20 protein-coding genes are annotated in these 19,101 nt (G+C 54.4%); 11 read left to right on the plus strand and 9 right to left on the minus strand.

Annotated features, from left to right (window positions below; translation table 11 throughout):
* Position 1 precedes the first annotated feature (1 nt).
* From RHN82_RS00135 to gstA, 4 genes are all read left to right on the plus strand, one after another.
* On the plus strand, positions 2 to 688 hold the full coding sequence (locus tag RHN82_RS00135; RefSeq protein ID WP_003857592.1) for an electron transport complex subunit E: 687 nt from the start codon (positions 2 to 4) through the stop codon (positions 686 to 688).
* On the plus strand, positions 685 to 1,320 hold the full coding sequence (gene nth / locus RHN82_RS00140) for an endonuclease III (protein WP_015570668.1): 636 nt from the start codon (positions 685 to 687) through the stop codon (positions 1,318 to 1,320). The genes RHN82_RS00135 and nth overlap by 4 nt, the downstream gene beginning before the upstream one ends.
* Positions 1,321 to 1,933: 613 nt before the next feature.
* Positions 1,934 to 3,442 (plus strand): dipeptide/tripeptide permease DtpA, encoded by a 1,509-nt coding sequence (gene dtpA, locus RHN82_RS00145; protein WP_003857596.1) that lies wholly within the window; start codon positions 1,934 to 1,936, stop codon positions 3,440 to 3,442.
* A 105-nt stretch (positions 3,443 to 3,547) separates the two neighbouring features.
* Complete coding sequence (gstA, locus tag RHN82_RS00150) at positions 3,548 to 4,153, plus strand: glutathione transferase GstA (RefSeq protein WP_003857598.1); 606 nt, start codon at positions 3,548 to 3,550, stop codon at positions 4,151 to 4,153.
* Positions 4,154 to 4,242: 89 nt separating this feature from the next.
* On the opposite strand, the gene pdxY is transcribed toward gstA, so the two are convergent.
* The 5 genes from pdxY to anmK form a co-directional block, all read right to left on the minus strand.
* A complete protein-coding gene (pdxY, locus tag RHN82_RS00155; protein WP_047051391.1) occupies positions 4,243 to 5,103 on the minus strand; it encodes a pyridoxal kinase PdxY in 861 nt (286 codons plus the stop codon).
* A gap of 66 nt (positions 5,104 to 5,169) precedes the next feature.
* Positions 5,170 to 6,444 carry a tyrosine--tRNA ligase gene (gene tyrS, locus RHN82_RS00160; RefSeq protein ID WP_017384594.1) on the minus strand — a complete coding sequence of 425 codons (1,275 nt, stop codon included), beginning with the start codon at positions 6,442 to 6,444 and terminating at the stop codon, positions 5,170 to 5,172.
* A 125-nt stretch (positions 6,445 to 6,569) separates the two neighbouring features.
* The gene (gene pdxH, locus RHN82_RS00165; protein WP_047051394.1) at positions 6,570 to 7,226 is read right to left on the minus strand and encodes a pyridoxamine 5'-phosphate oxidase; all 657 of its coding nucleotides are present in this window, start codon (positions 7,224 to 7,226) and stop codon (positions 6,570 to 6,572) included.
* A 57-nt stretch (positions 7,227 to 7,283) separates the two neighbouring features.
* The gene (mliC, locus tag RHN82_RS00170; protein ID WP_047051395.1) at positions 7,284 to 7,607 is read right to left on the minus strand and encodes a C-type lysozyme inhibitor; all 324 of its coding nucleotides are present in this window, start codon (positions 7,605 to 7,607) and stop codon (positions 7,284 to 7,286) included.
* A gap of 93 nt (positions 7,608 to 7,700) precedes the next feature.
* Positions 7,701 to 8,825: an anhydro-N-acetylmuramic acid kinase gene (gene anmK, locus RHN82_RS00175; RefSeq protein ID WP_047051398.1), complete on the minus strand. Its 1,125-nt coding sequence runs from the start codon at positions 8,823 to 8,825 to the stop codon at positions 7,701 to 7,703.
* A 255-nt stretch (positions 8,826 to 9,080) separates the two neighbouring features.
* On the opposite strand from anmK, the gene slyB reads away from it, so the two are divergent.
* Positions 9,081 to 9,548: an outer membrane lipoprotein SlyB gene (gene slyB / locus RHN82_RS00180; RefSeq protein ID WP_003857604.1), complete on the plus strand. Its 468-nt coding sequence runs from the start codon at positions 9,081 to 9,083 to the stop codon at positions 9,546 to 9,548.
* Between the two features lie 192 nt (positions 9,549 to 9,740).
* Positions 9,741 to 11,105, plus strand: a complete 1,365-nt coding sequence (locus RHN82_RS00185; RefSeq protein ID WP_047051399.1) for a GGDEF domain-containing protein — start codon at positions 9,741 to 9,743, stop codon at positions 11,103 to 11,105.
* A gap of 35 nt (positions 11,106 to 11,140) precedes the next feature.
* Here the strand turns inward: RHN82_RS00185 and slyA are convergent, their stop codons facing one another.
* Positions 11,141 to 11,581, minus strand: a complete 441-nt coding sequence (gene slyA / locus RHN82_RS00190; protein WP_006808997.1) for a transcriptional regulator SlyA — start codon at positions 11,579 to 11,581, stop codon at positions 11,141 to 11,143.
* 187 nt (positions 11,582 to 11,768) lie between these two features.
* On the opposite strand from slyA, the gene RHN82_RS00195 reads away from it, so the two are divergent.
* From RHN82_RS00195 to RHN82_RS00205, 3 genes are read left to right on the plus strand one after another with little or no spacing between them, the layout of a single operon-like run.
* Positions 11,769 to 12,005, plus strand: coding sequence for a DUF1656 domain-containing protein (locus RHN82_RS00195; protein WP_003857607.1), 237 nt, complete (start codon positions 11,769 to 11,771; stop codon positions 12,003 to 12,005).
* 2 nt (positions 12,006 to 12,007) lie between these two features.
* The gene (locus tag RHN82_RS00200; RefSeq protein WP_047051522.1) at positions 12,008 to 12,868 is read left to right on the plus strand and encodes an HlyD family secretion protein; all 861 of its coding nucleotides are present in this window, start codon (positions 12,008 to 12,010) and stop codon (positions 12,866 to 12,868) included.
* Positions 12,868 to 14,901, plus strand: coding sequence for an FUSC family protein (locus RHN82_RS00205; protein ID WP_047051524.1), 2,034 nt, complete (start codon positions 12,868 to 12,870; stop codon positions 14,899 to 14,901). Before RHN82_RS00200 ends, RHN82_RS00205 begins: the two co-directional genes overlap by 1 nt.
* Here RHN82_RS00205 and sodC read toward each other — a convergent pair.
* From sodC to RHN82_RS00220, 3 genes are all read right to left on the minus strand, one after another.
* Positions 14,880 to 15,398, minus strand: a complete 519-nt coding sequence (gene sodC, locus RHN82_RS00210; protein ID WP_047051402.1) for a superoxide dismutase [Cu-Zn] SodC — start codon at positions 15,396 to 15,398, stop codon at positions 14,880 to 14,882. The two genes, RHN82_RS00205 and sodC, sit on opposite strands and share 22 nt — an antisense overlap.
* 81 nt (positions 15,399 to 15,479) lie before the next feature.
* Entirely contained in the window at positions 15,480 to 16,376 is an 897-nt protein-coding gene (locus RHN82_RS00215) for an aldo/keto reductase family oxidoreductase (protein ID WP_047051404.1), read from the minus strand.
* A gap of 48 nt (positions 16,377 to 16,424) precedes the next feature.
* A complete protein-coding gene (locus RHN82_RS00220) occupies positions 16,425 to 16,664 on the minus strand; it encodes a DUF1289 domain-containing protein (RefSeq protein ID WP_003857614.1) in 240 nt (79 codons plus the stop codon).
* 147 nt (positions 16,665 to 16,811) lie between these two features.
* On the opposite strand from RHN82_RS00220, the gene eptA reads away from it, so the two are divergent.
* Both eptA and RHN82_RS00230 read left to right on the plus strand, forming a co-directional pair.
* Positions 16,812 to 18,437 carry a phosphoethanolamine transferase EptA gene (gene eptA, locus RHN82_RS00225; protein WP_047051405.1) on the plus strand — a complete coding sequence of 542 codons (1,626 nt, stop codon included), beginning with the start codon at positions 16,812 to 16,814 and terminating at the stop codon, positions 18,435 to 18,437.
* A 41-nt stretch (positions 18,438 to 18,478) separates the two neighbouring features.
* Positions 18,479 to 19,078, plus strand: a complete 600-nt coding sequence (locus RHN82_RS00230; protein ID WP_047051408.1) for a TetR/AcrR family transcriptional regulator — start codon at positions 18,479 to 18,481, stop codon at positions 19,076 to 19,078.
* Positions 19,079 to 19,101 lie beyond the last annotated feature (23 nt).

Consider the following 19,101-nt stretch of genomic DNA (forward strand, 5'->3'; position numbering starts at 1 on the left):
CATGAGCCAGGTTAAAGAGGTTATCGTCCAGGGTCTCTGGAAGAACAACTCCGCGCTGGTACAGCTGCTGGGGCTGTGTCCGCTGCTGGCGGTGACGTCTACCGCCACCAACGCGCTCGGGCTGGGGCTGGCGACCACGCTGGTGCTGACCCTGACTAACTTTTCCATTTCTGTTTTGCGCCGCTGGACGCCGTCGGAAATCCGTATTCCGATCTATGTCATGATCATTGCGTCGGTGGTCAGCGTCGTGCAAATGCTGATTAACGCCTACGCATTTGGCCTGTACCAGTCGCTCGGGATCTTCATTCCGCTTATCGTGACTAACTGTATTGTCGTAGGCCGCGCTGAAGCCTTCGCGGTGAAAAACAATCCGGCCATATCCGCGCTGGATGGGTTTTCCATCGGCATGGGCGCGACTGCCGCCATGTTCGTCCTCGGCTCTCTGCGTGAAATTTTGGGCAACGGTACGCTTTTCGACGGTGCGGATGCGCTGCTTGGCGGCTGGGCGAAGTCGCTGCGTATTGAGGTGTTCCATACGGACACCCCGTTCCTGCTGGCCATGCTACCGCCTGGGGCCTTTATTGGCCTTGGGATGATGCTGGCGTTAAAATACCTGATTGATGAAAAACGTAAACGCCGCGCCGCTGAACGCAGCGTACAGGAAGGGATCCCCGAGAAAGCAGTATGAATAAAGAGAAACGCATTGCGATCCTGACGCGCCTGCGCGATGAGAATCCTCATCCTACGACAGAGCTGAACTTTAACTCGCCGTTTGAACTGTTGATCGCGGTGCTGCTCTCTGCACAGGCGACGGACGTGAGCGTCAACAAAGCCACAGCCCTGCTCTACCCTGTCGCCAATACGCCGCAGGCCATGCTGGAGCTGGGCGTTGAAGGTGTGAAATCCTATATCAAGACCATTGGCCTGTTTAACAGCAAGGCCGAAAACGTCATTAAGACCTGCCGGATCCTGCTGGAGCAGCACGGCGGTGAAGTCCCGGAAGACCGCGCTGCGCTGGAAGCGTTGCCGGGCGTCGGGCGTAAAACGGCAAATGTGGTGCTGAACACGGCGTTTGGCTGGCCGACCATCGCCGTGGATACCCATATCTTCCGCGTCTCTAACCGCACTCGGTTCGCGCCAGGTAAAAACGTGGAAGAGGTGGAAGAGAAGCTGTTAAAAGTGGTCCCTGCGGAATTTAAGGTAGATTGCCACCACTGGCTGATCCTGCACGGACGCTATACCTGTATTGCCCGTAAGCCACGCTGCGGCTCCTGCATTATCGAAGATCTCTGCGAATACAAAGAAAAAGTCTATCCCTGAGCGTAAACCACCTTACTTCTTGCCTGTTCAAGCCCTTAATATTAACAAGGGCTCTGATATCTTCCCGATTGACCATAAATTGCCCTCCCTTTCTCCTTTACGCATTGTCGTTTCTTCGGTCATTTAACACTCAAACAGGTTAATAGTTTTTTCATCACCAAAAATTTCTATACATCTGTGATCGCGATCACTCTGATAACCTGATGTTGGATTTTTGTTGTTAAAACCCGCCCAACCCCTTTGTCAGGCAAGAATTCATCGACTCCACGCCGCACATAAGACCAGTCATTTTTCAGAATATGGGCTATATCACTGCTAATCACCCAAAATAGCAGAACATATCGCCATGCAGCCATTAAACAGGGTCGTTTACAGTGAAAAAAACCACCATTTTTGAACGGATGAGATTTAACGCTGTATAACATTTGCGTGAACCGATGATTATACCGCCAGAGTTATATGTAACAGATTATTACAAACGTATTGCCAGATGGGGCTGGATAGTGAACATTACCCGCCGTTTCCCCTCCCAATATAACTATAAAGCGGATGGACTACGGTCATCACGCTATGAACACCCCCGTTAATATGGGATGTAAAAAAAGAGGTATATGTGTCTACTGCAAACAATAAACCAACAGATGAAAGCGTAAGTCTTAACGCTTTCAAACAGCCTAAAGCGTTCTATCTCATTTTCTCGATCGAATTATGGGAACGTTTTGGTTACTACGGCCTGCAAGGGATCATGGCGGTTTACCTGGTTAAACAGCTGGGTATGTCTGAAGCCGATTCCATCACCCTGTTCTCTTCCTTCAGCGCCCTGGTGTATGGCCTGGTCGCTATCGGCGGCTGGTTAGGCGATAAAGTTCTCGGTACTAAACGTGTCATTATGCTGGGCGCCGTTGTTCTGGCGATTGGCTATGGGCTGGTTGCCTGGTCCGGGCACGATGCAGGTGTGGTTTACATGGGTATGGCTACCATCGCGGTAGGTAACGGCCTCTTCAAGGCGAACCCGTCTTCCCTGCTCTCTACCTGCTACAGCAAAGATGACCCGCGTCTGGACGGTGCATTTACCATGTACTACATGTCCATCAACATCGGTTCCTTCTTCTCTATGCTGGCAACCCCATGGCTGGCCGCCAAATTCGGCTGGAGCGTAGCGTTTGCGCTGAGCTTCGTGGGTATGCTGATCACCGTTGTGAACTTCCTGTTCTGCCGTAGCTGGGTTAAAGACTATGGTTCAAAACCAGACTTCGAACCCGTGCACATGGGCAAACTGCTGGCAACCATCGTCGGCATTGTGATCCTGGCCGCTGTCGCCACCTGGCTGCTGCATAACCAGGGCGTTGCACGTGCCGTGCTGGGCGTGGTTGCGCTGGGTATCGTGATTATCTTCGCGAAAGAAGCCTTCGCGATGCAGGGTGCGGCACGTCGTAAGATGATTGTGGCGTTCATTCTGATGCTGGAAGCGATCATCTTCTTCGTTCTGTACAGCCAGATGCCAACGTCTCTGAACTTCTTCGCTATCCGCAACGTTGAGCACTCCATCCTCGGTATCGCGTTCGAGCCGGAGCAGTATCAGGCCCTGAACCCGTTCTGGATCATGATTGGTAGCCCGATTCTGGCCGCTATCTATAACAAGATGGGCGACCGTCTGCCTATGCCGCACAAGTTCGCTATCGGTATGGTGCTGTGCTCTGGCGCATTCCTGGTGCTGCCGCTGGGGACGAAATTCGCCACCGACGCGGGTATCGTATCTGTTAACTGGCTGATCCTGAGCTATGCGCTGCAATCCATCGGTGAACTGATGATCTCCGGTCTGGGCCTGGCGATGGTTGCACAGCTGGTCCCTCAGCGTCTGATGGGCTTCATCATGGGTAGCTGGTTCCTGACCACCGCTGGCGCGGCTATCATCGCAGGTAAGATTGCGAACCTGATGGCGGTACCAGACAACGTTACCGACCCGCTGGTTTCCCTGAATGTCTACGGCACCGTGTTCATGCAAATTGGTATCGCGACCGCCGTGATTGCCGTGCTGATGCTGCTGACCGCACCTAAACTGAATCGTATGACGCAGGACGACGACAAATCCGCTAAAGCGATTAAAACCGCGAACGCGTAATGTCATCGGGAAACGACTGAACAGAAGCCGCTAATTGATTAGCGGCTTTTTTTTTATCCGAACGCGCACTAACATAGCTGGAACCTCAGCAAAAAGGAGTTACCGATGAAACTGTTCTATAAACCGGGCGCCTGCTCTCTTGCTTCCCATATTACGCTTCGCGAGAGCGGTAAAGATTTCACGCTGGACGGCGTTGACCTGATGAAAAAGCGCCTGGAAAACGGGGATGACTTTTTTGCGATTAACCCAAAAGGGCAGGTTCCGGCCCTGCTGCTGGATGATGGCACCCTGCTGACCGAAGGGGTGGCGATTATGCAATTCCTGGCGGACAACGTACCGGATCGTCAGCTCCTTGCCCCCACCGGCAGCATTGCACGTTATAAGACGCTTGAGTGGCTGAACTATATTGCCACCGAACTGCACAAAGGCTTTACGCCCCTGTTCCGCCCGGACACGCCGGAAGAGTACAAACCTACCGTGCGCGCGCTGCTGGAGAAAAAGTTGCAGTACGTTAACGACGCGCTGAAAGATGACCAGTGGATCTGTGGCTCGCGTTTCACCATCGCCGATGCCTATCTGTTTACCGTTCTGCGCTGGGCGCGCGCGGTTAAGCTGAACATGGAAGGGTTAGACCATGTCGCGTCGTATATGACGCGCGTGGCGGAGCGTCCTGCGGTGGCGGCGGCGCTGAAAGCGGAAGGGTTGAATTAACCGAAGGCCTGGGTTGCCGGGTGGCGCTGACGCGTACCCGGCCTACCAATTCCGTAGGCCCGTGCAAGCGCAGCGCCGCCGGGCGGTGTCTAAAGCTGCGTTGCGCTGAAATAGTGCTCCGGCTTCGCGATGCGATCCTGCGCCGCGACGACCTGGAGCTCATATTCCTGCATCGTCTTCGTCGCAATCATGATTTCATAAACGGCTGCGGTGACGTGCTCCAGCGCATCGCGCAGGCTCGCGCCCTGCAATAGCTTCACCAGCAGCAAACCGCTGGTCACATCCCCGACCCCGACAGGCTGACGTGCACCGAAATCCACCAGCGGTCGACTGATATGCCAGGCTTCTTCCTTCGTCACCAGCAGCATCTCAAAACGGTCCTGGCTCAACCCTGCGCGTGCCAGGTGTTTAACCAGCACAATCTCTGGCCCCTGGGCGATCAGCTCGCGAGAGGCGCTTACAGCCTCTTCTACGCTGTTGACCGGATGCTCACACAGGATCTCAAGTTCAATCAGGTTGGGGGCAATAATATCGCTGGCGGGCAATGCATGGCGGACATGAAACTCCGCAACGCCCGGCGCTACAATGCAGCCTTTTTCCGGATGTCCCATCACCGGATCGCAGAAATATTTCGCCGCGGGGTTTGCCGCTTTCACCTGGCGCACAATGCCGAGGATATGTTCCCCCTGCTCCGCCGAACCCAGATAGCCGCTCAGTACGGCATCGCAGCGTTTAAGCTGGTCGATATCCGCAATCCCCTGAACGATTTCCGTCAGATGCGACGGCGGCATCACGCAGCCGGTCCATTTACCGTACTGGGTGTGATTCGAAAACTGGACGGTATTGAGGGGCCAGACGTTAACGCCGAGGCGGCGCATCGGGAATTCCGCAGCGCTGTTGCCAGCATGTCCAAACACAACGTGGGACTGAATGGCGAGGATGTTCTTCATGTTGTACTTACCAAACCCTGTCAAAACAAAAGGGGCGTGGTTTCCCACGCCCCTGCATACTTTTAATTACTTCCAGCAGACCAGGCAGTAATTTTTCTTACCGCGACGCAGCAGCGTGTAGCGACCATAGAGACGGTCGTTCTCGGTAAAGGTGTATTCCGGATCGGCCTGTTTTTCGCCATTAATGGTGATGGCGTTAGAGGCGATGGTTTTACGCGCCTGACCGCGAGACGGCTGGAGCTCGGAGTCCACTAGCGCCTGCATCAGATCGGCGCCTTTTTCCATCTCTACCATCGGCACGCCATCCTGCGCCAGCTGTTCGAAATCCGCTTCGCTTAAATCGCTCAGGGTCCCGTTGAACAGGCTCGCCGTAATGCGCTTCGCCGCCGCCAGACCTTCTTCACCATGAACCAGTTTGGTCACTTCGTCCGCCAGCACGTACTGGGCGCGTGGTGCTTTACCGCTGTTCTTGTCTTCTTCTTCCAGCGCATTGATTTCTTCGATATCCATAAAGGTGAAGAACTTCAGGAAGCGATAAACGTCGGCATCCGCCGTGTTGATCCAGAACTGGTAGAACTTGTACGGGCTGGTTTTCTTCGGATCCAGCCATACCGCGCCGCCTTCGGTTTTACCGAACTTGGTACCGTCGGCTTTGGTGATCAACGGCACGGTCAGACCAAACACCTGATTCTGGTGGAGGCGACGGGTCAGATCGATACCGGAGGTGATGTTACCCCACTGGTCGGAACCGCCAATTTGCAGAGAGACGCCGTGCAGCTTGTTCAGGCAGGCGAAGTCATATCCCTGCAACAGGTTGTAGGAGAACTCGGTGAAAGAGATCCCCTGATCGTCACGGTTAAGACGCTGCTTCACTGCTTCTTTGTTAATCATCTGGTTAACAGAGAAGTGTTTGCCGATGTCACGCAGGAACGTCAGCACGTTCATGCCACCAAACCAGTCGTAGTTGTTCGCTGCAATCGCAGAGTTGTCACCGCAGTCGAAATCCAGGAACGGAGCAACCTGTTTCCGGATCTTATCCACCCACTCCTGCACGGTGTCTTCGGTATTCAGCTTACGCTCAGCGGCTTTGAAACTTGGGTCGCCAATCAGACCGGTCGCGCCGCCAACCAGTGCGACAGGCTTATGGCCGGCCATCTGGAAGCGTTTCAGGCATAACAATGGAACAAGATGCCCCAAATGCAAGCTGTCAGCGGTGGGATCGAAGCCGCAATAGAGCGCGATCGGGCCTTGCGCCAGTCGCTCTGCTAACGCTTCCTCGTCCGTCACCTGGGCCACGAGGCCCCGCTCTTGCAATTGTTTAATCAAGTTACTGCTTGCCATCAAATTCTCCATGTATAAACGACTGCACCTTTGCCGGTACACGACTTTTCGCCTGATGCGAAAGGACCATAGAATAAAGCGCCAGCGCGGTGTGCGCTAGCGCTTAAATCAACAAATTTTGGGGATTACGGGGCCAGTCTGTCGATTTTCCAGCCACCGTTGCGGCGCTGGTATAAAAAGCGGTCGTGCAGGCGGTGTTCACCGCCCTGCCAGAATTCCATCTGCTCAATGGGGATGCGGAACCCGCCCCAGAAACTCGGCAGCGGTACTTCACCCTGCTGAAACTTCTGTTTGAGTTCGAGGAATTTACTCTCCAGCACGCCGCGGGCTGAGATTCGGCTGGACTGTTTAGAGACCCAGGCGCCGATCTGACTGTCGCGCGGGCGGCTGTGGAAATATTTCACCACTTCGAGCGTAGAGAGGCGCTCCGCCTTGCCGGTGACCATCACCTGGCGCTCAAGCATATGCCACGGGAAGAGCAGGCTAATACGCGGATTATTTTCCAGGTGATGCGCTTTACGACTGCCCAGGTTGGTGTAGAACACCAGCCCTTTCTCGTCATAGTGCTTGAGAAGAACGATGCGTTGATACGGCTGACCGTTTTCATCAACCGTGGCAACGACCATTGCCGTCGGGTCGGCCAGTTTCGCTTCGCAGGCCTGCTTCAGCCAGCGTTCAAAAAGCACCAGCGGTTCGGCGGGAAGATCCTGGCGGCGCAAACCGCCTTTGGTGTATTCACGGCGCAGATGCGCAATTTGCTGTAGTTCGTCGTTATCTGACATGGCGTTAGCTGAAAGTGAGATTGGGTGGCGCTATTGTGCGCGCCCCCTTCAAAAATCTCAACGCTTCGGATTTTCTAGCTGACAATTGTTCAGCACAATGCGGTCACGCTTGTAGACGGTGGCGCTGTCGCCTTTCGACCAGAAGACGTAGATCCCGTCTGAGTAGCGCGCACCGGAGGCCGACATTCCCTGCTTCAGCGTCAACAACTTATTGTCATAAACAAAGCTGGCTTCCTGACGCGTGTTGTTCAGCTTCACCGTCAGCGGTTTTTCATCACAACGATATTCCAGCGTATCGGTTTGCATACGCTCAACGAACTGGTTATAGACGCTGCATCCGGTCATAAGAAAAGGTACAGCAATGAGAAGAAGTTTTTTCATGGGCAGATTCCGAAGACTATCCTGGTCCTGGAGGGCCTAACCGCCCTCCTGTTTTTCCCTATTTTACGGGTTACGCCTCCCGCTGAATTTCAGTTAACTCTGATTATGGCGCGGGTTTGCAGGGAAAATGGCCCCGAGGACGCTCGCCTCCCGCGCACCGGTTACGGAGGGTAAATTCCCGGGCAGACCGGCAACCGTACGCCAGGCAAGCCAGGCGAAGGCCAGCGCTTCCATATCGTCTCCGCTGATCCCGGCTTCATCAGTGGTCGTGACTTCGGTGCCCGGCAGCAAGGCGGCGAGGCGTGCCATCACCAGCGGGTTGCGGCTTCCGCCTCCGCATACCAGCAAGCGCTCACACCCGCCGCTCAGCAACACCTGTTCAGAAATCGACACCGCGGTGAGCTCCGTCAGCGTAGCCTGCACATCCTGAGGCGCAAGGCCGGGGAAGCGCGTCAGCTGACGTTCAAGCCAGCCGTAGTTGAAATATTCTCGCCCCGTGCTTTTCGGCGCAGGCAGAGCAAAGAAAGGATCGCTTAACAGGGTTTGCAGCAAGGGAAGGATCACTTTCCCCTGGCTGGCCCACTGCGCGTCTTTGTCGTAGGCTTTACCGCTCTGACGCCAGATCCAGGCATCCATCAGCATATTACCGGGTCCGGTATCGTACCCCCGCACGGGCTGCCCGGGAATAAGCATCGACAGGTTGGCGATCCCGCCGATGTTCAGGACCATCCTGCGCTCAACCGGGTGCGCCAGCAGCGCCTGATGAAATGCCGGAACCAGCGGCGCCCCCTGCCCGCCGAGGGCCATATCGCGACGACGGAAATCGCCCACCACCGTCACGCCGGTTTTTGCCACAATCTGGTTGTTATCGCCAATTTGCATCGTGTGCGGCGCCTCACCGACAGGTTCATGCCAGACGGTCTGCCCATGGCAGCCTATTGCCACGATATCCTGCGGGTGGAGTCTTTCCTGCTGCATCAGGGCCAGTACCGCCTCAGCAAACAGCGCCCCCAGACGCACATCCAGTTGGCCCAGTTGGGAAAGCGTCAGCTGTTGTCCCTGGCAGATGTTCAGGATCTCTTCTTTTAACGAGACCGGAATTGGCCAGGTCAGGCTTGCCTGCTGCGCCACCATGTTTTCATCAATGGCGGCCAGAACGACATCCACACCGTCAAGACTGGTACCAGACATCACACCGATATAGCGACCCGATTTCATGCGCTTTCCTTACGTTACATGGGCTAAGTGCAAACACTCCATCATAAATAACGCTGCTTTGCTATGCGGTGATAATAATTTTTAACAATCTCAGACCTGTAGCACAGGCGATGTTTGTTTATGTCCCGTTAAGCCCTGTTCGGGTAAAATTTATCTATTCGGCATGCAAAGATATGAACTGTGGTCAGGAATGCCATATAATTTAGCCATAACGGATGCCCCAACCGGGCGTTTTTTGGTGAACAGGAGAGTCAAATGATTTTACGTGTACTGGGCGTTTCGCTGATTGGTTTAACACTGGCGGGTTGTGTGAATGACAGTTCACTCTCCGGCGACGTATATAGTGCTTCTGAAGCTAAACAGGTACAGAACGTGACATACGGTACTATCGTTAATGCCCGTCCTGTTCAGATTCAGGGTGGCGATGACACGAACGTGGTGGGCGCAATCGGTGGTGCTGTGCTGGGCGGTTTCCTGGGTAATACCATTGGCGGCGGCACCGGACGTTCTCTGGCGACCGCAGCGGGCGCAGTTGCAGGCGGCGTAGCGGGTCAGGGCGTTCAGGGTGCGATGAACAAAACTCAGGGCGTTGAGCTGGAAATCCGTAAAGACGATGGCAGCACCATTATGGTTGTGCAGAAACAGGGTAACACCCGCTTCTCTGCTGGCCAGCGTGTTGTTCTCGCAAGCAACGGCAGCCAGGTCACCGTCTCCCCGCGCTAATATCCTGATGGATGTGGTCTGTTCAGACCACATCCATTTAGCAAAATCATCATTCTCAACAATATATTTGCACAATACATTCACGCGGTGAATTATTCATTTCATCTGTTCTTGTCCGGGCGCAAAGTATTTTTTATTCCCCTCCCTTAGACTCTTCGCAATCTCTTTTTCTTTTTTATTTTTTAAGTCTCTATGCTTGCGATCTGTCGATTTGTAAAGAACCGTTTTGTGGCCTTCGCGCTTGGGTGCATTGTTATCATTGCCGTATTACAAGGTTTTTTTATAAAACTTGTTGAATGGGTTCCTTCGTTTTCACCTTTGTTTTTCCCTACGCTGACGATATTTCTTCTGGTGTTCCATCTGTTTATTGCCTGTTTTATGGCAATGAAATACTGGTGCGACAGAAGGCGATTATATCTTGTTCCCATTGCCCTGGCCTTTGCCGGCTCAGCGTTACTGATGGTGGGGACACTGTCCAGCTTCCCGGCCTGGCTTGATCTCTATCAGTTCAACGTGGCGAACTATAATGACGCCATGATTTTCTATATGTTCCGCCACTTTTTAATGGCGGTGCTGATAATCATCGCGGCATTGCTGTATACCCTGCGTACGTCCGCTCTCTCACGCGGCGCCCATGTTGCCGTTGTGGCCGGGACGGTGCTTTTTACCGGCTGTATGCTTGGGCTGGCATTTTTCTATTCCAGTCATTCCACGCTGCTCACACTGGACCTGGTAGACAATGAAACCCGACAGTTTATGGTTCTCTGGAGCCAGGCGATCAATATCATTTTGATTGTTCTCTGGGTAGTAACATTAATCACGTTGATGGTCATTACCCGCGTGAGGAATTTGTTTTGGGTCGGCGGCAATTTTTTATGCGTCTGTTATATCGTCACCCTGATCATGCTATTGTTAGGCGGACACGCTGAAGATATTTCATGGTACCGGGCACGGTTATTTGAAACCGTCGCTACGTTAATCATTATTTTCATCTTACTTTCCGACGTATTTAATTTGTATCGTGACTCGCATGTAAAATACCAGCAGTCTTATCAAAACTCGATCCGCGATCCCCTCACCCGTCTGTATAATCGCAGCTATTTCTATGATTCATTAAATCACGCGCTGAGTATAGCAACGATGGCGCACCCGGTATCGGTGGTTGTAAGCGATCTGGACCGTTTCAAGCGCATTAACGACTGCTACGGCCATTTGCAGGGGGATAAGGTTTTACAGTTTGTCTCAAACCTGTTGACCGATTCAGTGCGACCGCAGGATATCGCGGCGCGGATCGGCGGCGAAGAATTTGTGCTCATGCTGACAAATACCCCTTCCGATCTTGCGCAACAGGTTGCCGAACGCATACGTCTCAAATTGAGCGGTTTCGACAATGTCAGCAGCGGCGGTTATCTTCCGGAACCGATTACCATCAGTATGGGGGTATTCACCGCTACCTCGCCGGAAACCAGCGCTGAAACCTGTGTGGAAAGCGCGGATAAAGCCATGTACGAGGCAAAAGAGACGGGACGCAACCGGGTGGTGGTGTTCAAATCTTGACAAAGGCCTTGCACGAGCAAGGCCTGTGAACAACGTCAGTCACGCGACTGTAAATCGTGGATGTTTTGCTCAAGACGGGCGATGAGCCCGATCAGCATCTCCAGCTCAGCGGGGGAAATACCGGCCAGGATCTCCCCTCGCGTTTTACTGATGACGGTTTCCATCTCAGTAATAATCGGGGCCGCTTTTTCCGTCAATTTGATCCGCTTGGCGCGACGGTCGCTGGCGCAGGTTTGTCGGGAGATGAGTCCCTTCTCTTCCAGCTGGTCAAGGGTACGCACCAGAGACGGCTGCTCAATACCAATCGCTTTTGCCAGTTGGATCTGTGACTGATCGGGCGGAAGCTGATGGATGTTATGCAGCGTAACCCAGTGCGTCTGTGTGAGCTCCAGAGGTTTCAGGCGATGGTCAATCAGAGCACGCCAGATGCGTACCAACCTTGCCAGATCAGAACCTAATGGCGATTCCAATTTCATCTCCTTATAATTAGCTTGCTAAGTGATTATAGTGATTTTAGAATAGTTTGCAGTATTTGTATTGCCAAAACAAATGCAATCACGGTATTCATCATTCCTTAAAGGATGATTTACACTGAATGGTAATGCGCCATCGCATTGAAATCTGCCAATGTGGCCCTCATTCCACCGCAAAGGATCGCTGCTTGTGACGTTGTTTTCCTTCTCCGCAGGGTTGCCCCTCCAGGATCTGATTGTTGGCGCATCGGTCTACTTTCCGCCACTGTTTAAAGCCGTGATGGTCGGTTTTGTGATCTGGCTCATTGCGCATCGTCTGCTGCGCGACTGGATGTATTCCGGTGAAATCTGGCACCCGATGTTAATGGATCTCTCCCTGTTTACCCTTTCCGTCTGTCTTGGCCTTGCCGTGTTAACCGTGTGGTGAGAATAGCATTGAAAACGTTAAAATATTTTTCCACTCTTTTCGTCTTAGCGCTGGCGCTGATGGCCGGCTGGTGGCTCTGGAATTATTACATGCAGTCGCCCTGGACGCGTGACGGCAAGATCCGCGCGGAACAGGTCAGCATCACGCCACAGGTGTCCGGCAGTATCAGCGCGCTGCTGGTGAAGGACAACCAGTACGTTCATGCGGGCGATGTGTTATTCCGAATCGATGAGACCCCGTTTCACATTGCGGTGCTTAATGCCCAGGCGCAGCTCGCAAAAGCACAATCCGATCTGGCAAAAGCCAATAACGAAGCCGAACGCCGCCGCAATCTGTCGAGAAATTACATCTCTGCGGAAGATCTCGATACCGCCAATATCAATGTAAAAGCCATGCAGGCCAGCCTGAAGGTTGCAGAGGCAACGCTGAAACAGGCCGAGTGGCAACTGACCCAGACCGTGGTCAAAGCGCCGGTGGATGGATGGATCACGAGCCTGTCGACCCGTGTGGGGGATTACGCCACCACAGGACAGCCGGTCTTTGCCCTGGTCGATAGCCACTCTTTCTATGTTGTAGGTTATTTTGAAGAGACCAAGCTGCGCCATATCCGCGAGGGAGCGCCTGCCCGGATCACGCTTTACAGCGGCGCAGAAACGTTACAGGGTCACGTTAGCAGCATAGGTCGGGCAATTTACGATCAGAGCGTGGAAACCGATTCTGGCCTGGTGCCCGACATTAAACCCAACGTACCGTGGGTGCGTCTGGCTCAGCGGGTGCCTGTTCGCGTCGAGTTTGATCAACTGCCGAAAGACATTACCCTGGTCTCTGGCACAACCTGCACCGTCGCCATCGGACCGCGATGATGAACCTGGGGGCTTTCTCCTGGCGCAATACGCCGTGGATAAAAGCGACACGGCCGCAGTGGCGTTACGCGCTGCGCAACGGCATTGCCATGTGCCTTGCGCTTACGGTTGCCTATTATCTGAACCTGGATGAGCCTTACTGGGCGATGACCTCTGCGGCGGTCGTCAGCTTCCCTACCGTCGGGGGCGTTATCAGTAAAAGCCTCGGGCGCGTGGCGGGTAGCCTGCTGGGGGCAACCGCCGCACTGCTTCTTGCCGGCCATACCCTGAACGATCCCTGGCTATTTCTGTTAAGCATGTCGGCATGGCAGGGGCTGTGTACCTGGGCCTGCGCCCATTTTACCAATAACGTTGCCTATGCGTTTCAACTGGCGGGTTACACCGCGGCCATTATCGCCTTTCCGGTCGTCAACGTGCTGGACACCACCGAGCTGTGGGATATCGCCCAGGCACGCGTGTGTGAAGTGATGGTCGGCATTCTGTGCGGGGGCGTCATGATGATGATCCTGCCCAGTACCTCAGATGGCACTACGCTTATCACCGCCCTTAAAACGATGCACGCACGTTTGCTGGAACATGCCAGCCTGCTCTGGCAGCCTGACAGCAGCGATGACATCCGCCTCGCGCACGAAAAGGTCATCGGCCAGATCCTGACCATGAACCTGTTGCGCATCCAGGCTTTCTGGAGCCACTACCGTTTTCGTCGCCAGAATACACTTCTGAACTATTTACTGCACCAGCAATTGCGGATGACGAGCGCGATCTCGAGCCTTCGCCGGATGTTGCTGAACTGGCCTGCACCGCCAGCCCATACCCGGGAGATTATTGAGGCGCTGCTCGCCGCCCTTGCGCGTCCGGATGCCGATATCTATACCGTGGCCCGCATTATCGCGCCGCTCGCCCCAACGGATGAATATGACTACCGGCATCGCGCCTTCTGGCAGCGTCTGAACTATTTCTGCCGCCTGTATCTGCGCAGCAGTCGCTGGTTAAAAGCCGTCGAAAATGCCACGCCCGTCACCGAATTTTCCGTTCCCGGTAGTCCTGCTCTGGCGCGCCATACCGACGCAATGGAGGCGCTGTGGAGCGGTTTTCGTACGTTTTGCGCTTTGACGGCCGTAGGCGCATGGGCCATCACCACCCAATGGGATGCGGGCAGTGCGGCCCTGACGCTTGCGGCAATCAGCTGCGTGCTCTATTCCGTCGCCGCTTCCCCCTTTAATTCCCTGACGCTACTGCTGCGTACGCTGGTACTACTGTCGCTGTTCAGCTTCGTGGTGAAATTTGGTTTGATGGTGCAGATAACCGACCTCTGGCAATTTCTGCTGTTTCTCTTCCCGCTATTAACCACCATGCAGTTGCTCAAACTGCAAATGCCGAAACTGGCCGGTCTGTGGGGTCAGTTGATTGTTTTTATGGGCTCATTTATCTCTGTAACGAATCCACCGGTTTACGATTACGCTGATTTTCTCAACGACAATCTGGCGAAGATCCTCGGCGTGGGGCTGGCATGGCTGGCTTTCGCCGTGTTACGCCCGGGCTCGGACGCGCGTAAAAGCCGCAGGCATATTCGGGAGTTGCGCAGGGGTTTTGTCGATCAGCTGAGTCGCAGGCCGCATCTGCGCGAAAGCGAGTATGAATCGCTGGTTTACCATCATGTCAGCCAGCTGAACAACAGCCAGGACTCACTCTCCCGTCGCTGGCTACTGCGCTGGGGCGTGGTGCTGCTAAACTGTTCGCACGTGGTGTGGCAGCTGCGCGCCTGGGAGACGCGTTCCGATCCGCTGTCGCAGGTCCGTGATAACTGTATTTCTATGCTCCGCGATGTGATGAGCGAGCGCGGGGTGCAGCAGCGCCCCCTGAGCGTCACGCTCGCCGAGCTTAAGCGTATTTGCGACACGCTGGCGCACCATCATCAGCCTGCGGCCCGCGATCTGGCGTCCATTATCTGGCGGCTGCACTGCTCCCTGTCACAGCTTGAACAGGCGCCGCCACCCGGAACGATTGGCGATCAGATCACTCCGCAGGCATAGCGCGCCCCGCCGCCGCCAAGCGGTTTAGGTTGATCGGACATGTTATCGCCGCCCACGTGGATCATCAGCGCCTTGCCTTTGACCTCGTCAAGCTTTTTGAGTCGTGGCGCCACAACGGGATCGGTGGCTTTACCGTCGTTATTCACCACCAGCACCGGCAGATCGCCGAGGTGCCCCATTCCTTCCGGGCCTTCATGCTTACCGGAGTTCTGCGGGTCGAGATGCCCCCCTGCGGCTTCCGCAGCTGAAGGTTTCCCCTCTTTCATCGCGGGTTGACAGCTGCCTTTGGCATGAACGTGAAAACCATGTTCGCCGGGTGGAAGAGCCTTGAGATCGGGAGCAAATTCCAGCCCTTTATCGGTTTCGGTGATTTTCACCGTCCCGATGGACTGACCTACCCCCTGAGAAGTGACGAGATTCATTTCAACGTCCTCGCTGGCTGCCTGCGCCCCTGCGCAAACAACCAGCGTGACCATTGCCAGAGCAAAACGCTTCATATGACCTCCACGGGTTATTTTTTGCACCTTAAGTCTATACCAGAGGCGCAGATTTCACCGGAAAGTCAGGCGCAGGCGTGCTCAGGGTACGTCGTAGCCCAGTGCTGCCTTACGAATGCGGAACCACTGCTGACGCGTCATATTCAGCTCCTCAGCAACAAGCGCAGCGCGGACGCGCTCAATTTTGCCGGAGCCGATAATCGGCAGAGGTTTAGACGGCAGGCGCAGGATCCAGGCGTAAACCACCTGCTCGATACTCTCCGCATTCAGTTCGCGCGCCACCGTTTCAAGCTCGTTACGCAGCGGCTGGAATGCCTCATCGTTAAACAGGCGGCCGCCTCCCAGACAGGACCATGCCATTGGACGGATGCGCAGCTGTTGCAGTTGGTCGAGCGTGCCATCCAGCAGCAGCGGCTGATGAACAGGCGAGATCTCCACCTGATTCGTTGCCAGCGTAAACGGCAGGCGAGACTGCAAGAGCGCAAACTGTGCCGGGGTGAAGTTAGACACGCCAAAATGGCGCACTTTGCCGCTCTGGTGCAGCGTCAGGAAGGCTTCCGCAACCTCATCCGCATCCATCAAGGGATCGGGACGGTGGATCAGCAGCAGGTCGATGCGATCGGTAGCCAGGTTGATCAGTGACTGCTCAGCGCTTTTAACGATATGCGCGCTGTTAGTGATGTAATGTCCAAGCGCATGCTCCGGTTTTGCTGTGGTGGCAATACCGCATTTGGTCACAATCTCCATACGTTCACGCAGCGCTGGCGCTCGCTTCAGCGCTTCGCCAAAGGCGGCCTCGCACTGATAGCCGCCATAAATATCAGCGTGATCGACGGTGGTGATCCCAAGATCGAGATGCTCTTCTATAAAGTCCGCCAGCTGGACCGGAGACATATTCCAGTCCATAAGACGCCAGTAGCCCATAACAAATCGGGAGAATTCCGGGCCCTGCGGGGCAAGGGTAATACGCTGAACCATAACATTTTCCTCAAGGAAGTCTTGTTACCAGTATACGCAATTACCCTGCTAAAACAGTGAAGGTTGCTGAGGTTCTTCGGGTTCAACCGCTTTGTTTGCACGAATTTTACGCAGCAGACGCTGTCGGCAGAGCCGTAAGACCTCCTGCTTTTGCGCGTCGCTGAAATTTTGCCAGTTAAAACGTTCATCGCGCGTGCGCATGCAGCCACGGCAGTATCCTCGTTCATCAACCTGGCAAATACCCCGGCACGGGCTCTGGACAGGGAAAAATTCCAGTTGCTCTGCCACACCTACCTCCAGAACGTCATTATTCCCTACAGTGAAGACCCTAAATGGCTTGCATGCAAGGATGTCCGCCACAAACAGGACATTAAGGTTTCGCTAATCTTCCCTTCTTATACTCGCCGCATTGATATAACGAATGGTCTGGTCATCATGTGGTTCACTAAAAAGTTACACTGTAACGATATAAAATTTACTCTGGGCTGTGCACTTTTCTTCACCGTACTGAATGCACTGTTTATCCAGCGCAGCTGGTCAATCATTGCGCCTGCGCATCTGCACGATGTCCTGTTTGCTGCCAGCGTGCCGCTGGTACTGTTCTGCGGCTGGGTGATTGTCTTCAGCCTGTTAAATATCCCCTATATTCGTAAGCCGCTCCTGATTGTCCTGACCCTGGGATGTGCCGCCGCGACCTGGTTTATGTATTCCTATGGTACGGTTATCGATCAGAACATGATTGTGAACGTGTTCGAGACTAATTCTCAGGAAGCGACTGCCCTGGTGACGCCGCAGATGATCCTGTGGCTGGTCGTAGCGGGTCTGGTTCCATCTGTTGTGTTAGCCCTGACGCGCATTCGCACAGGAAAATGGTGGTATGCCCTCCTGACGCGCTTCGCCGCTATGCTGGGTGCGCTGCTGGTGATCATCCTGGTCGCGTCAGTGTTCTATAAAGACTATGCTTCGCTGTTCCGTAATAATAAAAGCATCGTCAAAATGGTTACCCCGGCGAATTATGTCAGCGCCATGGTGAAATACAGCAAAATGCGCTGGTTTGCCGGCGACCAGACGCTGGTCCGCATTGGCGAAGATGCTCATAAAGGCGCGCTGATTTCCGGCCAACGCAAAAAAACCGTACTGGTTGTAGTGGTGGGCGAAGCCTCCCGCGCCGCAAACTACTCGTTAAATGGTTACCCGCGTGAAACCAACCCCGAGCTGAAAAAGCAGGATGTCATCAACTTCCCGCGGGCCTCCTCCTGTGGCACGGAAACCGCCGTTTCCGTCCCCTGCATGTTCTCCGGCATGACGCGGAAAAAATATGACGCGGACCTCGCCCATCATCAGGAAGGTCTGCTCGATGTCCTTAACCATGCCGGGTTCAACCTGCTGTGGCGCGACAACGACGGCGGGTGTAAAGGCGCCTGCGACCGCGTGCCGCACACGGACATGACCCAGTGGAAACTGGATCAGTTCTGTAAGGACAAATCCTGTATCGACGACGTCAACCTGTACCGCCTGGACAACGTGCTGGATGGAATAAAGCAGGATACGGTTCTGGTTATTCACCTGATGGGCAGCCACGGTCCGGCCTATTACAAACGCTACCCGGACAGCTTCCGCAAGTTCACCCCAACCTGCGATACCAATGAAATACAGGATTGCGATCATCAGTCGCTGATCAATACCTATGACAACACGATTCTTTATACCGACAGCGTCGTCAGCCGAACCATCGACGCGCTGAAAGCCCGGCAGGCCAACATGAACACGGCGCTCATTTACCTCTCCGATCACGGTGAATCGCTGGGTGAAAGCGGAATTTACCTGCACGGTACGCCGTATATGCTGGCCCCGGAGCAGCAAACGCATATTCCGTTTATGTTCTGGCTCTCCCAGGATTATGCGAAAAACTTTGGCGTAAACACGGATTGCCTGCGTGACCATGCCGCAAAAGAGGCGGTTTCACAGGACAATTTATTCGCCACCGTTCTGGGCATGATGGACGTGAAATCAGCGGTTTATCAACCGCAGCTGGATATTCTGTCGCAGTGTCGTCGCTAAGCGGGCTTGCATTAGACCGAACGGTCTATTAGAGTAAGGGCATGAGCAGACACACTGAACACGATACACGAGAACATTTGCTGGCTACCGGCGAGCGCCTTTGCATGCATCGCGGGTTTACCGGAATGGGGCTGAGCGAGTTATTAAAAACCGCTGAAGTACCTAAGGGATCGTTTTATCACTATTTTCGATCCAAAGAGGCGTTTGGCGTTGCCATGCTGGAGCGGCACTACGCCAGCTACCATCAGCGCCTGGCAGCCCACTTCGCCAGCGGTGAAGGTGACTACCGGGATCGTGTTCTGAACTACTATCAGGAAACGCTGACGCAGTTCTGTCAGCAGGGCATCATCAGCGGCTGCCTGACGGTAAAACTGTCTGCCGAAGTGTGCGATCTCTCTGAAGATATGCGCACCGCCATGGATAAAGGGGCCAGCGGCGTTATTGCCCTGTTGGCTCACGCGCTGGAGAGCGGGCGCAATGAAAAAACGCTCTCCTTCTCCGGCGATCCGCTCACGCAGGCACAGGTGCTCTATTCCCTCTGGTTAGGCGCCAACCTGCAAGCAAAAATGTCTCGCAGCGCCGTGCCGCTCGAAAGCGCGCTGGCGCATGTGAAAAACTGTATAACCGCGCCTGGCGTGTAGCCGGCGTTTTTATTTACCCTTTT

Source organism: Enterobacter cloacae complex sp. EB5 (genome assembly GCF_031432835.1).
GTDB classification, from domain to species: domain Bacteria; phylum Pseudomonadota; class Gammaproteobacteria; order Enterobacterales; family Enterobacteriaceae; genus Enterobacter; species Enterobacter hormaechei_C.

Bases quoted from the DNA above. Each gene is read 5' to 3' on its own strand.
- RHN82_RS00135 (WP_003857592.1), top strand. From the start codon at position 2: ATGAGCCAGGTTAAAGAGGTTATCGTCCAGGGTCTCTGGAAGAACAAC.
- nth (WP_015570668.1), top strand. From the start codon at position 685: ATGAATAAAGAGAAACGCATTGCGATCCTGACGCGCCTGCGCGATGAG.
- gstA (WP_003857598.1), top strand. From the start codon at position 3,548: ATGAAACTGTTCTATAAACCGGGCGCCTGCTCTCTTGCTTCCCATATT.
- pdxY (WP_047051391.1), bottom strand. From the start codon at position 5,103: ATGAAGAACATCCTCGCCATTCAGTCCCACGTTGTGTTTGGACATGCT.
- tyrS (WP_017384594.1), bottom strand. From the start codon at position 6,444: ATGGCAAGCAGTAACTTGATTAAACAATTGCAAGAGCGGGGCCTCGTG.
- pdxH (WP_047051394.1), bottom strand. From the start codon at position 7,226: ATGTCAGATAACGACGAACTACAGCAAATTGCGCATCTGCGCCGTGAA.
- mliC (WP_047051395.1), bottom strand. From the start codon at position 7,607: ATGAAAAAACTTCTTCTCATTGCTGTACCTTTTCTTATGACCGGATGC.
- anmK (WP_047051398.1), bottom strand. From the start codon at position 8,825: ATGAAATCGGGTCGCTATATCGGTGTGATGTCTGGTACCAGTCTTGAC.
- slyB (WP_003857604.1), top strand. From the start codon at position 9,081: ATGATTTTACGTGTACTGGGCGTTTCGCTGATTGGTTTAACACTGGCG.
- RHN82_RS00185 (WP_047051399.1), top strand. From the start codon at position 9,741: ATGCTTGCGATCTGTCGATTTGTAAAGAACCGTTTTGTGGCCTTCGCG.
- slyA (WP_006808997.1), bottom strand. From the start codon at position 11,581: ATGAAATTGGAATCGCCATTAGGTTCTGATCTGGCAAGGTTGGTACGC.
- RHN82_RS00205 (WP_047051524.1), top strand. From the start codon at position 12,868: ATGAACCTGGGGGCTTTCTCCTGGCGCAATACGCCGTGGATAAAAGCG.
- sodC (WP_047051402.1), bottom strand. From the start codon at position 15,398: ATGAAGCGTTTTGCTCTGGCAATGGTCACGCTGGTTGTTTGCGCAGGG.
- RHN82_RS00215 (WP_047051404.1), bottom strand. From the start codon at position 16,376: ATGGTTCAGCGTATTACCCTTGCCCCGCAGGGCCCGGAATTCTCCCGA.
- eptA (WP_047051405.1), top strand. From the start codon at position 16,812: ATGTGGTTCACTAAAAAGTTACACTGTAACGATATAAAATTTACTCTG.
- RHN82_RS00230 (WP_047051408.1), top strand. From the start codon at position 18,479: ATGAGCAGACACACTGAACACGATACACGAGAACATTTGCTGGCTACC.